At 33.7% G+C, this 16,911-nt stretch carries 11 protein-coding genes; 1 reads left to right on the top strand and 10 read right to left on the bottom strand.

Translation table 11 applies throughout. The features are described 5' to 3' along the window. Positions 1-37 precede the first annotated feature (37 nt). The 9 genes from ACIQ2Z_RS07405 to ACIQ2Z_RS07365 form a co-directional block, all read right to left on the bottom strand. Positions 38-2,149, bottom strand: a complete 2,112-nt coding sequence (locus ACIQ2Z_RS07405; RefSeq protein WP_396183509.1) for a gliding motility protein RemB — start codon at positions 2,147-2,149, stop codon at positions 38-40. 17 nt (positions 2,150-2,166) lie between these two features. Beyond that, complete coding sequence (gene deoC, locus ACIQ2Z_RS07400; RefSeq protein WP_396183508.1) at positions 2,167-2,910, bottom strand: deoxyribose-phosphate aldolase; 744 nt, start codon at positions 2,908-2,910, stop codon at positions 2,167-2,169. A 54-nt stretch (positions 2,911-2,964) separates the two neighbouring features. After that, entirely contained in the window at positions 2,965-3,729 is a 765-nt protein-coding gene (locus ACIQ2Z_RS07395; RefSeq protein ID WP_396183507.1) for an energy transducer TonB, read from the bottom strand. Between the two features lie 100 nt (positions 3,730-3,829). Then, positions 3,830-4,552 carry an energy transducer TonB gene (locus ACIQ2Z_RS07390; protein ID WP_396183506.1) on the bottom strand — a complete coding sequence of 241 codons (723 nt, stop codon included), beginning with the start codon at positions 4,550-4,552 and terminating at the stop codon, positions 3,830-3,832. Between the two features lie 49 nt (positions 4,553-4,601). Next, positions 4,602-4,976: a VanZ family protein gene (locus tag ACIQ2Z_RS07385; protein WP_396183505.1), complete on the bottom strand. Its 375-nt coding sequence runs from the start codon at positions 4,974-4,976 to the stop codon at positions 4,602-4,604. Continuing rightward, positions 4,969-5,349 carry a glycine cleavage system protein GcvH gene (gene gcvH / locus ACIQ2Z_RS07380; RefSeq protein WP_396183504.1) on the bottom strand — a complete coding sequence of 127 codons (381 nt, stop codon included), beginning with the start codon at positions 5,347-5,349 and terminating at the stop codon, positions 4,969-4,971. The genes ACIQ2Z_RS07385 and gcvH overlap by 8 nt, the downstream gene beginning before the upstream one ends. A gap of 69 nt (positions 5,350-5,418) precedes the next feature. Further along, positions 5,419-12,690, bottom strand: a complete 7,272-nt coding sequence (gene sprA, locus ACIQ2Z_RS07375) for a cell surface protein SprA (protein WP_396183503.1) — start codon at positions 12,688-12,690, stop codon at positions 5,419-5,421. Between the two features lie 3 nt (positions 12,691-12,693). Then, on the bottom strand, positions 12,694-13,275 hold the full coding sequence (gene ruvA, locus ACIQ2Z_RS07370) for a Holliday junction branch migration protein RuvA (protein WP_396183502.1): 582 nt from the start codon (positions 13,273-13,275) through the stop codon (positions 12,694-12,696). Positions 13,276-13,356: 81 nt separating this feature from the next. Continuing rightward, the gene (locus tag ACIQ2Z_RS07365; protein ID WP_396183501.1) at positions 13,357-15,657 is read right to left on the bottom strand and encodes an NADP-dependent malic enzyme; all 2,301 of its coding nucleotides are present in this window, start codon (positions 15,655-15,657) and stop codon (positions 13,357-13,359) included. Positions 15,658-15,828: 171 nt separating this feature from the next. Here ACIQ2Z_RS07365 and ACIQ2Z_RS07360 point away from each other — a divergent pair, with 171 nt between their 5' ends. Next, positions 15,829-16,614, top strand: coding sequence for a hypothetical protein (locus tag ACIQ2Z_RS07360; RefSeq protein ID WP_396183500.1), 786 nt, complete (start codon positions 15,829-15,831; stop codon positions 16,612-16,614). A 13-nt stretch (positions 16,615-16,627) separates the two neighbouring features. On the opposite strand, the gene ACIQ2Z_RS07355 is transcribed toward ACIQ2Z_RS07360, so the two are convergent. Beyond that, positions 16,628-16,911, bottom strand: a 284-nt coding sequence (locus tag ACIQ2Z_RS07355; RefSeq protein WP_396183499.1) for a hypothetical protein, incomplete at its 5' end; no start/stop codon positions are given.

Below are 16,911 nucleotides of genomic sequence, written 5' to 3'. Positions count from 1 at the left end.
TAAAATAGATGTTAAAAATTAACTTGAAAATTACTGTTTAATAATCAAAATAAAAATTAAATAAATCAGCTCTTACTCCTACAGAAAACCAAGTGGTCGTTTCTTTAAAAGTTGTCAAGGTATTTTGAGTTGGATCAAAATTTCTGTAGATTAAGCTACCGAAAAGTTTTAAATTATTTGTCGGATTAATTAAATAGCCGGCTTGAAAATCGGCTATAAAAATTGTCGTCTCATTCCCTTGACCCACTTTTACATCAGTGTCAAAAGGACGGTTCTCGTTATAACTTATATAAATATTTCCGCCATAATTGTTAGCATCTTCAGGGGTACCAAAATCTAATCCTCTCACACCGTAAGTTAATTTTAAATCACCAAACCATCTTCCATAATGATACCTTGCTATTGCCAATAATTCTTTCGCATTTCCACCCCATTGGTGACCTAAACTCTGATTATTATGACCATAATTAGTAATAGGTGTGCTATGAGAATACACATAAGGTCGAATATGGTTGTATTCAAGTTGGAAAAGTAAATTATCCACTTTAAACGCATTAAAATATTTTACTCCTATTTGATATCCAAATTTATTTCTCCAACTTTGATTTGCTGCTTTCACATCACTTACAGAAAATTCATCAATCAGGAATTGACCGTAAAGATTGATATGGTTATTCCACTTAAATTTTGATGCAATCCCCAACAAAGCATTTCCTGTTTTGGAGGATGAATTAAATTCAACAGAACGATAAAAAACAATTGGATTGACAAAACTAAAATCAAAGCCACGTCCATTCGTGTCTGTCCAAACAACTGATTCAAAAAAACTTATATTCAAACGATTGGAAACATTCCAACTCAAATAATGATTGGCCATGTATTTAGTGGCATAAGTTCCGTCCACGGTGGCTTCCGGAGTAACATCTTTCAACCACATATACGTATTGGTATATTTAATTTTCCAAAAATTGGTATTAATTTTAAAATAGGGATATGGGCTAGCTCCATCGCTTGTAAAAAGCGATCGGTAACCATCACCTATAAAATTTCGTCCATATCCTAATTGGAAATCAAAGAACTTACTTGGTGTGTAGGTAATATTTGCATCTGCTAAAGGAAAATCATAGGAATCTGTTTTAAACTTTTTAGCAATTCCAATACCGGGAATAATGGCTGGATTTCCTCCGGAAGGCTTAATGCTTTCCGCATAATTATTATAGTAATCTGCAAAACGCCCTTGACTTTCGTATATTGATGTTGTAAAATTTACTTCTTTTCCAATTCCTCCTTGAATTTGAATTCCTCTGGTATTGTGATAAGTATAATCCGAAACACTTGGGTTACTTTTCCCTACTCTTAAATCCCAAATTGGATTTAATGTAAACCAATAGTTATCTCCTTGTATTTCAAGAATGTATTCATTCCATAATTTTCTACCCCACCAACCAGTTTTATTTTTCATCAATTTTTGATTTGCTTGTGCCAAATCATAATATTGATTCACTTCTGCATAAGTTAATGGTTTTGAAGCAGTATGATTGTTTGCTCCCAATTGATTCATCTCCTTATCAAACTGGGCATAAAAACTATGTGAAAAAGGAATGTTTAAATTGCTCTTAAACTGAGGATTTTCAAACTTTGAGTAGCGAATACTGTCTAATTCATTTAGTTGTTTGCTTTTTTCGTCAACAACAACAGTGTTTAAATTTTCATTGTTTTCTGAGAGAACATTTGAAATTGAGTTAGCATCTTTTAACGGAATTGAAATTTTAATAGAATATCTTGCATAAGTTGGATTACCACCATAAGTTGGCGGTGCAATTTGAGGCATTTCATTAAAAACCCGCTTGCATTCATCATTTAATTCGGTGAAAGGGGCATTTGCATATTGCAATATAAATTTGCCTTGATTATTTACTTCAAACAAGACAAAAAAACTGCCTTTATAATCCTTTTCTGAAATTTTATCAGGAACTTTAAATTTAGAAAAAATATTTTGTTGCACTTCAGCATAAAAACAATTTTCTAATTCTTTATTAAATTTACCTTCACAAGTTGGAAATACAGGAAACTGCTCTGTGCTTTTGACCTGTGACCAAAGTGAAACAGAAAATAGAACTAAGGCGAAATACGTACTATATTTTTTCATTTAAATGAATTCAATTTTTAATAATTACTTTCTGAAATGTTTCCATGAGCAATTGCTTTTGCAGAAGATGTTCCAATTCGTTTTACACCTAAAGAAATCATTTCGATTGCTTCCTCATAGGTTCTGACTCCTCCAGCCGCTTTTACGGGAAGTGGAGAGCTATTTTCTAACATCATAATGATAGTTGGAACAGTTGCACCATTTGGTTTTCCGGCTGCCGTTTTACAAAACCCGGTGGATGATTTCACAAAGACGTTTTGATACTGCTCTTCTTTGAAGTTAGCTATCACTACATTTTTGATAAGTGTTGAGAGTTGAATTATTTGTTGGTCAGTTAATGCCGCCACTTCAATAATCCATTTTACAGTTTTGTGATTACTTATACCGAGTTGTGTGCATTTTAAAATTTCTTCTTTAACATATTGACTATCGCCATTTTTAAATTTTTCATAGTTGCAAACATAATCTAATTCGTCTGCTCCGTCTTCTATGGCTTGAGTCGCTTCCGCTAATTTTTCTTCAATAGTATAAGTCCCTTCCGGAAAACCTATAACTGTACCGATCAGAACTTTAGATTCAGCTTTAGCAATCATTTTTTTTGCTAAAGACACCATATTCGGTCGAATCATAATCAATTTAAACTGTTCTTCAATAGCTTCAGTTATAAAACCTTTAACTATTTTTTCATTTTCTTCAAAAGACAATCCCGCCTGAGCAGATGTCTTTAAATAGGTCGAATCTAAAAACTGTGTAATATTCATAGTGTAAAAATAAAAAATCCCACCGAAGTGGGATGCTTTTTATACTTAAATATTTTAATTTTTAATTTTAAAAGTGATTGGTATGGTATATCTTACCCTAACCGGTAGTCCGGCTTGTTTCCCGGGCTCAAATTTTGGCAATTTTTTGATAACCCGTAACGCTTCTTTTTCAAGCTCTTTGTTCATTACTTTTTCTTCAAATACTGGTTTAACATTAGAAACTGAACCATCTGTGTTAATTATAAATTCTACCAATATCGATTCTTGAGCTCCATTTTCTTTGGCCTTTTCAGGATATTCCAGATTAGAAATTAAAAAGTTAGCCATTTGCTCATTAAAACAGGTTTCTCTTGCAGGTCCTTTTAATTTAGCACAAGCTTTAAAAGCTGGGACTTCTTCCAAAGCCCATCGATCAATAATTTTATTTTCTGTTGGAATTAACACAACAGCTGTTGTTTCAATAGGTTTCAAAAGCAATTCATCATCTTTTATATCATCTGGAGAAGTAACATCTGTTTGAATCGGCTCAATAGTTGTATTCGGAACTTCTCTAAACTTATTTAAGATTGGTTTACTGGGCGCTTTATCTATTTTTGCTTTTTCAACCACTTCCTTAATTTCTTTTTCAATCCGAAAGGTCTCTTGAAAAGGTTTTTCTGAAATATCTACCACTTCTTTTTTTGACTCAACTACAAACTTAGAAATTGGCGATTTTAGTTCGATAACAAAATATACAGCAATTAAACTGGCTATAAGTCCAAGTTGAAAATAAAGTTTGCTGTTGTGGTTTACGCGTGGGTATTGATCTAAATTTCTCATGGTTAAAATGGATTAGTTATTTTTAATGCAATCCAATTTTTGTGCCAAAAAAAAATCCACTCGAGTTCGAGTGGATTTAAGTTTATCTATTTTTATTATTTTATTGGTCTAATTTAAAGGTGATTGGAATACTCATTGTCATCCTAACGGGTTTTCCTCTTTGTTTTCCAGGAATCATTTTTGGTAATTTAGACATGATACGTGAAGCTTCTTTTTCCAATGTTGGATAAGGTGCTCTCATGTTTGCAATAGTCACACTTCCGTCTTTCTCAATTACAAAACTCACGAATACTTTACCTTGATGTCCAGCATCTAAAGCAGCTTCCGGGTATTGGAAATTTTTTCTGATATGAGCTTGTATTTTCTCTTGAAAGCAATCTTTTCTTTTGTCTTTTGCTACGCCTTCACAACCAGGGAATAAGGGCACATCTTCAATAATTGCAAATGGCACATCAAGTTCTTCTTCTTCTTCTACTACAACAACTTTTTCAGCTTTGACAACAACTTCTTGTTGATTTGTTTCTGTAGATTGAATGTTCATTTCTTTGATCTCCTTTTTATCTTCAACCACTTTAATAACTTCAGGAGCTGGTGGTGGTGGTGGTGGTGGTGGTGGTGGTGGCGTATTCAATTGTTGAGTGATAGGGACTTCTTCATCTAAAAAACTATTGTCAACTTTTTGGGTTAACCCAGACAAATCTTTTTCGAATGTTTTCAATTCAATTGCCATATAAGACAAGGCAACAATTGCCGCCAATCCTAATTGGAAATAGATTGAACTATTTCTTTTTGGGTCAACATTTGGATTCTTTTTTAGTTCCATAATATGTAATTTGAGATGCTAATATAGCTAATTAAAAAAAACTTTAAAATTATTTTATAAAATTTAACCTTTTATGGTTTTTAATCATCATGAATGCTGCAAAAATACATCCAAGTGAATTAAATAAAATATCTAATATTTCAGGCTCTCTGTAGATTGTAACAACCCCTTGTAATACTTCAATAATTATGCCATAAATAACAGCAGAAATAGCAGAAATAAAAACTGCTTTCCTAAAATTAAATTTTGACATTAAATTCAAAATTAATAAACCTGTTAAAACAAAATAAAAGATAAAATGAACGTATTTGTCTCCCCCATTTATTTGTACTTTAGAAAAACTATTCAAACTTATCAGACTTAGCGTGGTTATTAAAACCAACCAAAGAACTAAAAGCAGTAAGAATATACTTTTTTTAGGCACCTATCAACTCTTTATAAGCTTGACTATCTAATAAATCATCAAAATCATCAACATTGGAGACTTTTATTTTCACCATCCATCCTTTTCCATAAGGATCTGTATTTACACTTTCAGGATTAGATTCCAACTCTTCATTAAATTCAATAATTTCACCTGAAACAGGTAAAAATAAATCTGAAACAGTTTTAACAGCTTCCACTGTTCCAAAAACTTCATCTTTGTCTAACGATTGATCTAATGTTTCTACTTCAACATAAACAATATCTCCTAATTCTTTTTGAGCAAAATCTGTAATTCCTACCGTAGCAATTTCACCCTGTAAACTCACCCATTCGTGGTCTTTTGTATATTTTAAATTTGTTGGTATGTTCATTTTGTAATTTGTTTTAGCAAATGTAATTTTTATGCTGTGATTATAAAATCTTTTTTATTGAAATTTTAATTAATTTCCAAAATTATATCGAAGTGTAAAACCAGATCTAATATTTGTTAAAGGAAATGCTGTAGAAATCACTGCTTTAGAAAAAGTATGGTCATAATAAAATATTGCTGTCAAATTTTTACTGAAAGAATAGTCAGCAGTTAATTTAACAGACCAAATATTTTGACCTCCTGATAATTGATTATTATCATAATCCAGGTAACGAACTATTGTTTTGTTATTTCTATAAGAGAAATCGGTTCTGAAATTGATATCACTTTTAATTACTCCTTGTGGATTATCTGCTAATGAAGAGGTAATTACAACATCTTTTAATCGGTAACCCAACCCAATGATATATTCTAAACCTTGCACTTCCGTGAGTAGATTATTGTCAAAACTCATTGATAATGCACGGTCTTTCTTCATTTCAGCTAACATTTTAAATGAATTTTTCATCTCAAAATCCATGCGTATTAATGGATTGAATTGTTCCATTAAGTTAACATTTTGCACAATCGTTTGATTATAAAAATTCCCAAAACCTTCATTATCCTGACCGCCCGGATTTTTATCATATTCAAAATTTGACCGGAAGGAATTAATTGTATAAGTAGCTTTGTAACTATGTTGCAGTGAAAATCGTTTAAATCGTTCTTTAAAGAAAGTATATCGCATCAAACCGTTGTATTTTAAAGTCCAATTCGGAATTGGAAAATCTCTAAAAGTGCTTAATGAAGTGCTGTTTTCATCTTTCCCTGAATAAGCAGATAAGAAAGAAGGGATTAAAACAGCTTGATTGTTTTTCCCATAACCAATTGGATATCCGGCATTAGAAGAATAGAAGTTATATTTTGGATCTGCCTGATCGGATGGAATTGGGTTATTAACGTCACCATATCTAGGAATATTCGCCCCATAAAAATCGGCAGCCAGTCGATTTGCTATCACCAACCTATTATCTCTAAAATCTTGAAAAGCAGAGGAACCAAATTCATCACTTTTACTGAAAGAAGTTGAAATTAAAACAGTTGAAATTGAATAATTACCCATTGTATAAGGAGAACGCGAATTATATACTCCATCTAAAACGTCATATTGTTCAGAAAAACTTTCCATATAATTACGGTCAGCATTAAGATCAATAGTCAAATCAGGGAACAAATCAACTTTTGCTGTTCCATTAAACTGTTGAGATTTTACTTCGGTGTAATTTTGATTAAATTCAGGATAAATTGTTAACCACCCATTTTTAGCAGCTTCTTGTCTAACATCATCTTGAACTCCAAACACAAATCCTAATGTTGGTTTAGAAGAACCAAAAAAACCTAACGATTGTGTATAGCCCGGCAACAAAGTTCCTTCATTTTGAGTATAATTCAATTGAATATTTTTAACACTCGTTACTACACCAATCAGTCCGTCAAGAAAAACATTTCCTTCATTTTGTTGAGGAACCTTATTACTGGTTACTTTTTCGCCAGGTTTTGGAGCTGCTTGTTTTGGCGTTGGTGCAGGTTTCTTCTTTGTTTTAGTCAATCCAATATATTTATAAAACAAGTCCATGTTTAATGTTGAATTAATGCGATGAGAACTTGAATTTTGAATTGTATTTCCTAAATTGTAAATGGTTCCGTCTTCGGTTTCAGCTGATGAAAGAGCTAAAGAAGACCGCATCCAGCTATACGTTCCGGTATAAGAATAATTGGCTTTTAGAAAACTTAAAAAAGGTAATTTGTAAAGAGGAATGTCATAATTCAGAATGAACTGTTGATTCAATTGATTTGCTTCTCCTACTTCTAAATAGCTGTCATAAATTTGATTTGAATCATCCGGAATTCCGGTTTCGTCGATATAATTTCTAACAAGATTACTACGGTTGGCATTGTAATTAATTTTTAAAGCTCTTGTAATATCATAATTAAAGCCATATAAATAATTAAACAAATAATTTCTTCTGTATAATGGGTCTAAGGCAATACCTTCCACTTCAACTTGTCTGAATTGTTGGCGATTATATTGTCTAACCACATTGGTACTGAAATTAATATTAGAAGGCAAATAATTAAAATTGAAATCACTCAACATTTTCCAATATTGTGATTTTTTCATTGTCTTACTTTCCTTTAAAGGTTCAATTGGTTTAGGAGAAAAAGCAAAAGAATAATCTACTGCAGAATTTACTTGCTGATCTACATAACTTTCAATTTCATAATTATGTTTATCGACTTGGTTATAGGAATGAGACAATGTAAAGTTCTCAACATTATAAACTTTCGGTTTTTGCTCAGGAGCTCTCTCTTTTCTAACTCCTATGAAATTTATACTTTTTCGTTTTGTGTAATCAATTGCACGATTTTCGATATTCTTTTTTTCTGCCTCATCTGTAGTAACATCTATCAATTGATCTAATTTAATATCTTGATAAAACGGGTCATATTCAGGTGTGATAATTAATTCACCAATTCCATAATTGAATGGTAAAGTTACACCCCATTTTTGAGGAAGTAACTTGCCAAAATTAAAATTAGTTACTATATCATATTCTCTCAAATCTTCACGACTTCGTTCATTAGGCCCTTGTTCTAATGTTCCAAAACCAATTGTTCCTAGTCTCCCGGTAGCTGATACGTTTGCAAAATCAGCCGCATTCGCATCTACACTGACAATGGCTGCCATTCCTGCCTTGTTCTTCATACCTGCCACACGCAACTCATTGAACCAAACCTCTCCACGAATACTTTCGAGTTCAACTTGTCCTGTTTTGCTATTTTTTAAACCAATCATTAAGGTTCTCACTAACCCAAAATTTGGATTACCTTTTATCCCTAATCGAAGTTTATTGGGTTTGTTTACTAAGGAAGGATCTAACTCATCTTCATTTAAAAAATAGATTTCATCGGGATTTGGATTTGCACCGTTTATATTTAACACTTTTAATTGTGTTAACAGAGACAATTGTAAATCTATCTCATTGTCTTGTGGCCAAATCTCTTCAGCAGAAGTAGTCCCATGAGGAGTAACTTTTAACGGTATTTCAACTTGATAAAAGTTTTGTGAAAAGTCATTACCAAAACGTATAAAAGCAACCATTTCGTCATCATTTAAACGATTTGGATCGAGGTTATTTTCAATTGCTTCAGCGTGAATAAACATTTTTAGTTTCTCAAACTGACGCAAATCAACTTCTACATTTTTAAAAACAGCTCTTGAATCTTCCGGTTCTAAACCACCGGGTATATTGTTGTTTTTTGGAGTAACCCGCAAAGAGAGAGATTGCTCATTTTGATTTATTACTGAATTGTTATTAAACAATTGTTCTCTATCTACTCCGGGAGGTAATACATAATTTATTGGTGTTCTATTGCTGTTTTCCTGAACGTTTACCGCAATCGATTCAAATACTGTGTTATCGTCTGCATTTTGAATATCTGTTTCATTTGGGTCTAACGTTGATAAATATTGTCTCCATTCTCCTCTTACTAGTTCAACTGCAGCAAAACGAACCGTAATCTCTTCTGTAAATCCGGTCATGAACATTCGCATAAAACGAATAGTACGAAAATCTGAAATACTACCTATTTTATTTTCATATTGTGATACCGGAATTTTGAATTGCAACCATCTGGCTGCCGGGTAGGTTTCGCCTCCTGGTTCTGTTTTAGCAGCCACAAAAACTTCATCTGTAATATAATTTTCTCCTACGCTTGAATTTGGTGCTATATTAATTTTATACTCATAATAGGCATTTATAGTATTCATCGTATTGTCTCTATTGATATCTTCAACATCAGGTAAAGTTGTATTCCCTCTGTTATTATCTGTCACATTTACCGGAGAATTTCCTTGTAATCCGTTGTAATTTTTATAGCGTTCAATAACATTACCGGTAGCTGCTAAATAGTATTCAAAATTATCATTTGCGGGGTCAGAGAAAGAAGAAAAAGTTGGAAATAATGCAGCTTCTTCTGTATCTGATATCCCATCCAATCCTAAATCTTGTACTGCTCTATTTGCCTCACTGGTATCAAAAGCATAAATTAAAGATTGTGATGCAGGAACCTTACCCCAAATTGTTGAAACAGTAGGAGATGTACCACCCGCTTCAGGCAAACCATTTTCATATTGCTTTCTACCATCTTTCAAAACATCTTCTGAAATTTCACCTAAGTTGATGTAAATTTCACCCGTATTTGTTGGAGCTATTTCATCAGTACCATAATAGGGATCTAACACCCATAATTGGAAATATTCTACATTTCCCTGTTCAAAGTTGGTTGAATTTATAGCTCTTGTTATACCTCCGAAATTTTGATTTGGCGTTGGTAATTGATTATCAGGAGTTGTTGAAGGATTAAAATTATAAGGTCCTCTTTGGTTTGGATAATACGTTAAATCCAATGTGTTAATTACTTGTTGTTGTCCTTGAGCAACATCTGTCACCGGAAAAATATCATTGATATAAACTCTTCTAGTTTTATTTAAAGTCATATCTTCTGTTGAAATGCCAGAAGGTCTTTGTGAAGTATAAAATATTGGATCAATGGTATACCAAGATAATTTTGCTCGTTTGAAACCATAACTCAAACTATTGGAGCTGCCTGAGAAATCATATGTACTGTTTGTATTACTTTCGGGCACACTCGACAAATACCATGACAATGGAGACTTTACATCTATTGTTGTTTGTGATCCTTCAAAATCATCGATATATAAAGTTGATTCTCCCTGAAAATTATCAGCTTTAGGTGAATCCGGTTTTAAAAATGCAACTTCTCCACGAACTGAAATTGAGGATGGAACATCCGTATCAATGTTAGGTAATTTATTCACCAATCGAGTCAAAAAAGGAAGTTCGGATGAAAAATTAGTATTGAAACCAAAAATAGTATTGTTCACTGATTCTTGCCCAAAGGTGGATTTTTGAGTGTAAGGTCGCTCAGTCATTCTCAAAAAAGTAGTTCCTACATTGAATGTTTCAGAAATTTTGTGATCCACATTGAATCCCATAAAACGTCTTGTCTGTTGTCCAAAAACAGAATTATTTTCAACAGAAATATTTATTGGTGTACCGGATGCCTGAAGGGAAGGGTCTAATATTCGAACTCGACCAAGTTGATAATTAACCGTATAATCAATTCCTTCCGCTAATGTTCTTCCGCCAGCAGTTACTACAACTGAACCTTTTGGTACGTTAAATGCTCCAATCGGAATTCCATCTCCACCTGTTGATTTGTATCGCCCACGCAACAAAAATTTATTTTTATCACTATCTTGCAAAGCAGCAGACTGGGTGCTTTTATACATGCTCCGATATACATACTTTCCTTGATTTGAATTATATCCGGTCGTAGTATTGTCGTAATCTTCTAATGGATTAGATGTTCTTAATTTATTGAATAAATGATTTCCAAATGGTTCAACCGTAGTAAATATCAATCGCCCGTTTTGAGTATCAACAGTAATTCCGGGAACAAAGTCAAAAAATCCGTCTCCTCCAACTTGCGGGTCATTTGTATAATTCAAACGGTCAGTATTAAAAACTTCCAACAAAGGAGTTTCTGCAACATCTGCCGGTAACGATAAGGGAGGATTCCCTGCAGGAGTAATATAATTTAATGGAGAAGGATCTGTGTATAAAATATTAAATCTAAAATCTTCCTGACTTAACTCAAAAGCTCCGGGAATTTGATAGATATTTTTCATCATTAAATTCCAAATTGGCTTATCAACATTGGTTAAATTACTTTTCAGCATTTTTAAAATCAAACATTGTGTCGATGGAATTTCTGTATTTGGGTCTACCACTGTTGATTCTACTCCACCATTTCCAAATTCTCCAACACGATAAACTTCGTCTCCTATGGTATATTCATAAGCTACAGCAACAACTTCATCGTTTGCTAAACGCTGTTGCAAGGAGAGATATCCTAATTGAGGGTTGTAGGTATATTCACTTGTTGTTAATTTTCTGGCATTTTCCAATTTAGAATAATCCAATCCTTCAATGGCAGGATAGTTAAATCCTGAACCTGATGTTACAATTTCCCTAATGTTTGGATTTAATAATCCGCCCCCTGTTTGAATTAATCCGGGATCAAAATCATTATTGGCATTATTAGCCGGTGTATCGGTTAATACATTAAAAAATCCTGCCGGAATTGGTTCAATTCCAACTATTTCTGTATCATCCAACCTATTCAATTGTGCCTCTCCTAAATCTTGTAAAGCAATAATATTTCTTAAATTGTTACCTTCCGGCGAAGTATTTACGCGATTTTGTCGGTTGGTAATCCAAACTTCAATTCGGGTAATTTGTACTCTACTATTGATTAAAGGATAATTTTTTAAGGAAGCATCATATTTATCTCTAAAATATTGTGACAAGAAAAAGTGTCGGTCTGAATCATAATCTAAGGCAAATAAATCAAAATCTTGAAGCGTTCCATCTCCTAGAGCTGTCACAGATCGTGTTTGCGATTTTTGTTCAGAATAAACTCCGGTAACCGTTGTTTTTCCAAATTGCAATTCAGCTTTTACCCCAAATAAACTTTGAGCTCCTCGAATTAACGTATTATTCAAAGGCATACTGACATTACCTACTTCTAACTTTCTTAAGATGGCATCTTCTTCGGGAGCATACTCTAATTTGATTAAATTTTGAAAGGCAAACGTAGACTGAGTGTCATAATTGGCATTCACATTCAATCGAGTTCCCACTTTACCGGATAAACTCATATTGATACGTTGTTCAAAATCAAATGTAGTAGTCGTTCTGTTTCTGGGAGAAAAAGTTGGGTTATCTTGTTTTGTATAGCGAACTCCTAAATCAATTTCAACAGATCCTCTAGGCTGAACATCAATAGTATTGCTTCCAAAAATAGTTTCAAAAAAACCGGAATTAACATAAAAACGAGGCAATAAATCTTTTTTAGCTTCGTCAGCACCAGCTTTCCTGCCATCCATGGCATCCAGTTTTTGCTTAAAATAGGTTTTCATCGATTCCCGCATTACTAATTCTTCATACTCTTTTGGCGTAAGAATTACCGGGTAATTGATATTAAACTCTCCAACAGTACTATTATAAATATAACGATCGGTTACAGGGTCATAAGTATATGCCGAGACAATGCTGGGTGGATTAGACAGCTCAACTTTACCTTTATTGAAACCAACGGTGTCTTTAGGTGTTTCATCATCTTGTGAATACACTAAAAAACCTGAAAGAAAAATTAGCGATATAAAACTAATTTTAAGACCTGATATAAAATTATAATGATACTTCGTTTTCAAGTATTAAAAATTTTTTAAAGCTTGTTTAATTATTGATTCTATTGAAGCATCTGGGTTCTCTCTAGCAATCTTCTCCACTACCTTTTCTGCTAATTTTTTGTTAAAGCCCAATACCTCCAAAGCAGATAACGCTTCATCCTTATTTGTATTGTTTGAAGGCATAGAAACTTCGTCTAAATCATACACCTTTAACACTTTTTCCTTTAAATCCAGTATGACACGTTGGGCTGTTTTTGATCCAATTCCTTTTATAGATTGTATTGTTACTACATCCGCAGAGGCAATTGCCTTAAGAATTTGTTTAGGTTCCATTGACGACAACATGGTTCTGGCAATACTTGCTCCAATTCCTGATACGGAAAGTAATAATTTGAAAATTTCTCTTTCCGACTTTTCAACAAAACCAAACAACGTATGAGCATCTTCCTTAATTTGAAGGTAAGTAAACAACTTAACACTATCGTTATTAGGAATTAAAGAATAAGTGTGTAACGAAATATGTACATGATACCCTACTCCGTTGCAGTCTATCACTACATCGGTAGGCGTTTTTTCAACTAAACGTCCTTGAATATGAGCTATCATTATTATTCTATGTTAATTTTCAAATGTAGCAAAAATCTTTAATTAGCAATCAATAAAACGATTAATAGCTTAAATAATTAGTTAAAGAGTGACTTTTATCAATTTATAGCGTTTCTCTTTTTCTTGTGCATCCACAACAGCAACCGCTGCCATATTTACCATTTCTTCCACGCTAGCTCCCAACTGAAAAATATGAACCGGCTTATCCAAACCAAGTATAATAGGTCCGATAGAATCCACTTGATTCAATTCTTTGAGCATTTTATAGTTAATATTAGCCGATTCTAAGTTTGGAAAAATCAACGTATTGACTTTTTTACCGGCTAATTTTGAAAATGGAAATTTATTTTTTAACATCTCCGAGTTCAGGGCAAAATCTGCCTGAATTTCTCCGTCAACTACTAAATTTGGGTAATATTTGTGCAAATAGGCAACTGCTTCACGCACTTTATCCGCACTCTCATTATTGGTGGATGATCCAAAATTAGAATAAGAAACCATTGCTATCACCGGATCCATTCCAAACATCTTCACAATTCCTGCAGTCATCAAGGCAATTTTGGCTAATTCCGTCGCCGAAGGATTGACGTTAATGGCTGTGTCCGAAAAAAACATCGGACCTCGATTGGTCATCATGATATTAGTAGTGGCAATACGGGAAACCCCGGGTGCTTTGTCTATTAATTGCATGATAGGTTTGACAACCGATGGATAACTACGAGAATATCCGGTAACCAAAGCATCTGCCTCACCTTCGTTTACCATCATCGCTGCAAAATAATTCCGTTCACGCATCCATTTTTGAGCATCCAATAAAGTGATGCCACTGCGTTTCCTGCTGTCCCAAAATGTATTGGCATAATGCAAACGCTTTTCATCACATTCAGGTGTTTTAGGGTCTAAAATAGGGATGTCTGCATCAAATCCAATTTCCTCTTTTAGTTCTAAAATAATTTCCTTGTTTCCTAACAAAATAGGTATTCCGATGCCCTCTTCCCAAACAATCTGAGCTGCTTTCAACACATCCAAATGGTCTGCTTCGGCAAAAACGATGCGTTTCGGATTGGTTTTCGCACGATTAGCTAATAATCGAACCATTTTATTATCGGAACCTAAACGTTCGGCTAATTCCTCCTCATATTTATCCCAGTCTAAAATGGGATGCTGAGCCACACCGGATTCCATCGCTGCTCTAGCCACAGCGGGAGCAACAGTAGTAATTAATCGTGGGTCAAAAGGTTTTGGTATAATGTACTCTCTGCCAAAGTTTAATTTTGTTTCTCCGTAGGCAATATTCACCTGCTCCGGAACGGGCATTTTGGCTAATTCTGCCAAGGCACGAACGGCAGCCATTTTCATTTCTTCATTAATTTTTGAAGCACGAACATCCAAAGCTCCTCTGAAAATATATGGAAAACCAAGAACATTATTCACTTGATTAGGATGGTCTGAACGACCGGTAGCCATGATAATGTCTTTTCGGGTATTGATAGCTAAAGTATAATCAATTTCCGGAATTGGATTCGCCATTGCAAAAACTATAGGGTCTTTTGCCATACCAAGCAACATATCCGGAAATAAAACATTACCGGCAGATAACCCTAAAAATACATCTGCATCAATCAATGCTTCTTTTAAGGTTATTCCTTCATTTCCTTTGGCATAATTAATTTGCAATACAGATAAATCGTTTCTTCCATGATGTAAAACCCCATCTTTATCAAACATCACAATATTTTCGGTTTTTACACCTAATAAAACATATAAATTAGCACAGGCTAATGCTGCTGAACCAGCACCAGAAACAACTATTTTAACATTTTCGGCTTTTTTATCGGCTAATTCTAATGCATTTAGCAAAGCTGCTGAGGAAATAATGGCTGTTCCATGTTGGTCGTCATGCATCACCGGTATATTCAACTCTTCCACCAAACGACGTTCAATCTCAAACGACTCAGGGGCTTTAATATCTTCCAAATTAATTCCTCCAAAAGTTGGAGCAATATTTTTAACCGTTTCTATAAAAGCATCAATGTCTTTGGTTCCAACTTCTATATCAAATACATCAATATCTGCGAAAATTTTAAAAAGCAGTGCTTTCCCTTCCATTACAGGTTTTGAGGCTTCCGGACCAATGTCGCCTAAACCTAAAACAGCAGTTCCGTTAGAAATAACCGCTACTAAATTTCCCTTGGCGGTATATTTATAAACATTATTGACGTCTTTGGCAATCTCCAAACAAGGTTCGGCAACACCCGGCGAATAAGCTAATGACAAATCGCGTTGGGTGGCATATTTTTTTGTAGGTACAACTTGAATTTTTCCGGGACTTGGTTTTGCGTGATATAATAACGCTTCTCTACGTTTACTGTCTTTGTGCATGATGAAAGATGTTCTTTACTATGACGTACAAAGGTAAAAGAGTTAAGTTAAAATGAAAATATTATGTGATTTCTTTTAAATTAAATTTTAATTTGAGAACAAATGCAAATCATTTAATTTAAAAGTATAATTTTAACATGTAGTTCAACGTTTAATAATAGACACCTATTTATGGACCATTTCTCTTCGCTTCAATTGGCCTCATCTTTCTTGATTGCATCAGTGCTCTTTTTACTGATTATTACTTTTTATACAATGGGCCATTTTTTTGTAAAAAGAAAAATTAAAGAAAACCCGGATTACATTAATATTGAATTAGGATCAATTAATGGTGCATTATTGGCATTACTCGGATTAATTTTAGCGTTTACCTTTAGCATGGCGAGTTCAAGGTTTGATACTCGAAGACAATTAGTAATTGAAGAAGCAAACGCCATCGGAACAGCCATCTTACGAACAGATATTTACCCGGATAGTGTGCGAACGGCCCTGAGAACCTCCATGAAAGTTTATGTGGAAGAACGGATTGCTTTTTATCAGGCGGGAATGAATATGAAAGAAACGGTGCGACATTATTTAAAAGCCGACTCAATTGGAAAAAAAATCTGGAAAATAACCGCAGATTATGCAAAAAAAGACAATATCACCACGCGAACTTCCGAATTAATTCCTGCTTTAAATGACATGATTGATATCACAACTACCCGAAGAGCTGCGGGCGAATCAACTATCCCTGACAGTATTATGTATTTTCTATTTGCTCTTTGTGTGTGTTCTTCATTTTTATTGGGTTATGACAACAAACGAAAAATTGATTGGGTCATTCTAATCGGTTTTAGCGTCATGCTTTCCATCACCGTTTTTACAATCATTGATTTAGACCGCCCCCGAAGTGGCCTGATCAACATGGATGGACCGAATGAGAAAATTATTGAATTACGAGAGATGTTTGAATAACGGCTAGGAAAAACTACTCAAGTTCATCAATTTCAGCAGTAATTGCATCTATTAATTCATAGGTTGGTTTAAAAAATCCCATTTCCAATAAATTCAGATAAATTTTTCTTTCATAAATTATGAGATTTAAATAATTTATCAGTTGATTGTCTTCTTTTAATTTATCAATAGAAATGACGTGATCTATGGTTTGCAAATCAAAATTAATATTTTGAAAATGTTGAAATAAATGCCCCGGCATTTGTTCCACTCTTTTATTAAAATTTATAACATCCAAAGCATCATTATCCATTTGTA

Origin of the sequence: Flavobacterium sp. (assembly GCF_044361015.1) — a bacterium.
In the GTDB taxonomy this organism is placed as follows: Bacteria; Bacteroidota; Bacteroidia; order Flavobacteriales; family Flavobacteriaceae; genus Flavobacterium.
The sequence above is the reverse complement of the archived record's forward strand: the minus strand, read 5'-3'. Positions and strand labels throughout refer to the sequence as shown.

Excerpts from the sequence above, each read along its gene's own strand:
- ACIQ2Z_RS07405 (WP_396183509.1), bottom strand. The coding sequence starts at position 2,149 with ATGAAAAAATATAGTACGTATTTCGCCTTAGTTCTATTTTCTGTTTCA.
- ACIQ2Z_RS07360 (WP_396183500.1), top strand. The coding sequence starts at position 15,829 with ATGGACCATTTCTCTTCGCTTCAATTGGCCTCATCTTTCTTGATTGCA.
- gcvH (WP_396183504.1), bottom strand. The coding sequence starts at position 5,349 with ATGAACATACCAACAAATTTAAAATATACAAAAGACCACGAATGGGTG.
- deoC (WP_396183508.1), bottom strand. The coding sequence starts at position 2,910 with ATGAATATTACACAGTTTTTAGATTCGACCTATTTAAAGACATCTGCT.
- ACIQ2Z_RS07395 (WP_396183507.1), bottom strand. The coding sequence starts at position 3,729 with ATGAGAAATTTAGATCAATACCCACGCGTAAACCACAACAGCAAACTT.
- ruvA (WP_396183502.1), bottom strand. The coding sequence starts at position 13,275 with ATGATAGCTCATATTCAAGGACGTTTAGTTGAAAAAACGCCTACCGAT.
- ACIQ2Z_RS07365 (WP_396183501.1), bottom strand. The coding sequence starts at position 15,657 with ATGCACAAAGACAGTAAACGTAGAGAAGCGTTATTATATCACGCAAAA.
- ACIQ2Z_RS07390 (WP_396183506.1), bottom strand. The coding sequence starts at position 4,552 with ATGGAACTAAAAAAGAATCCAAATGTTGACCCAAAAAGAAATAGTTCA.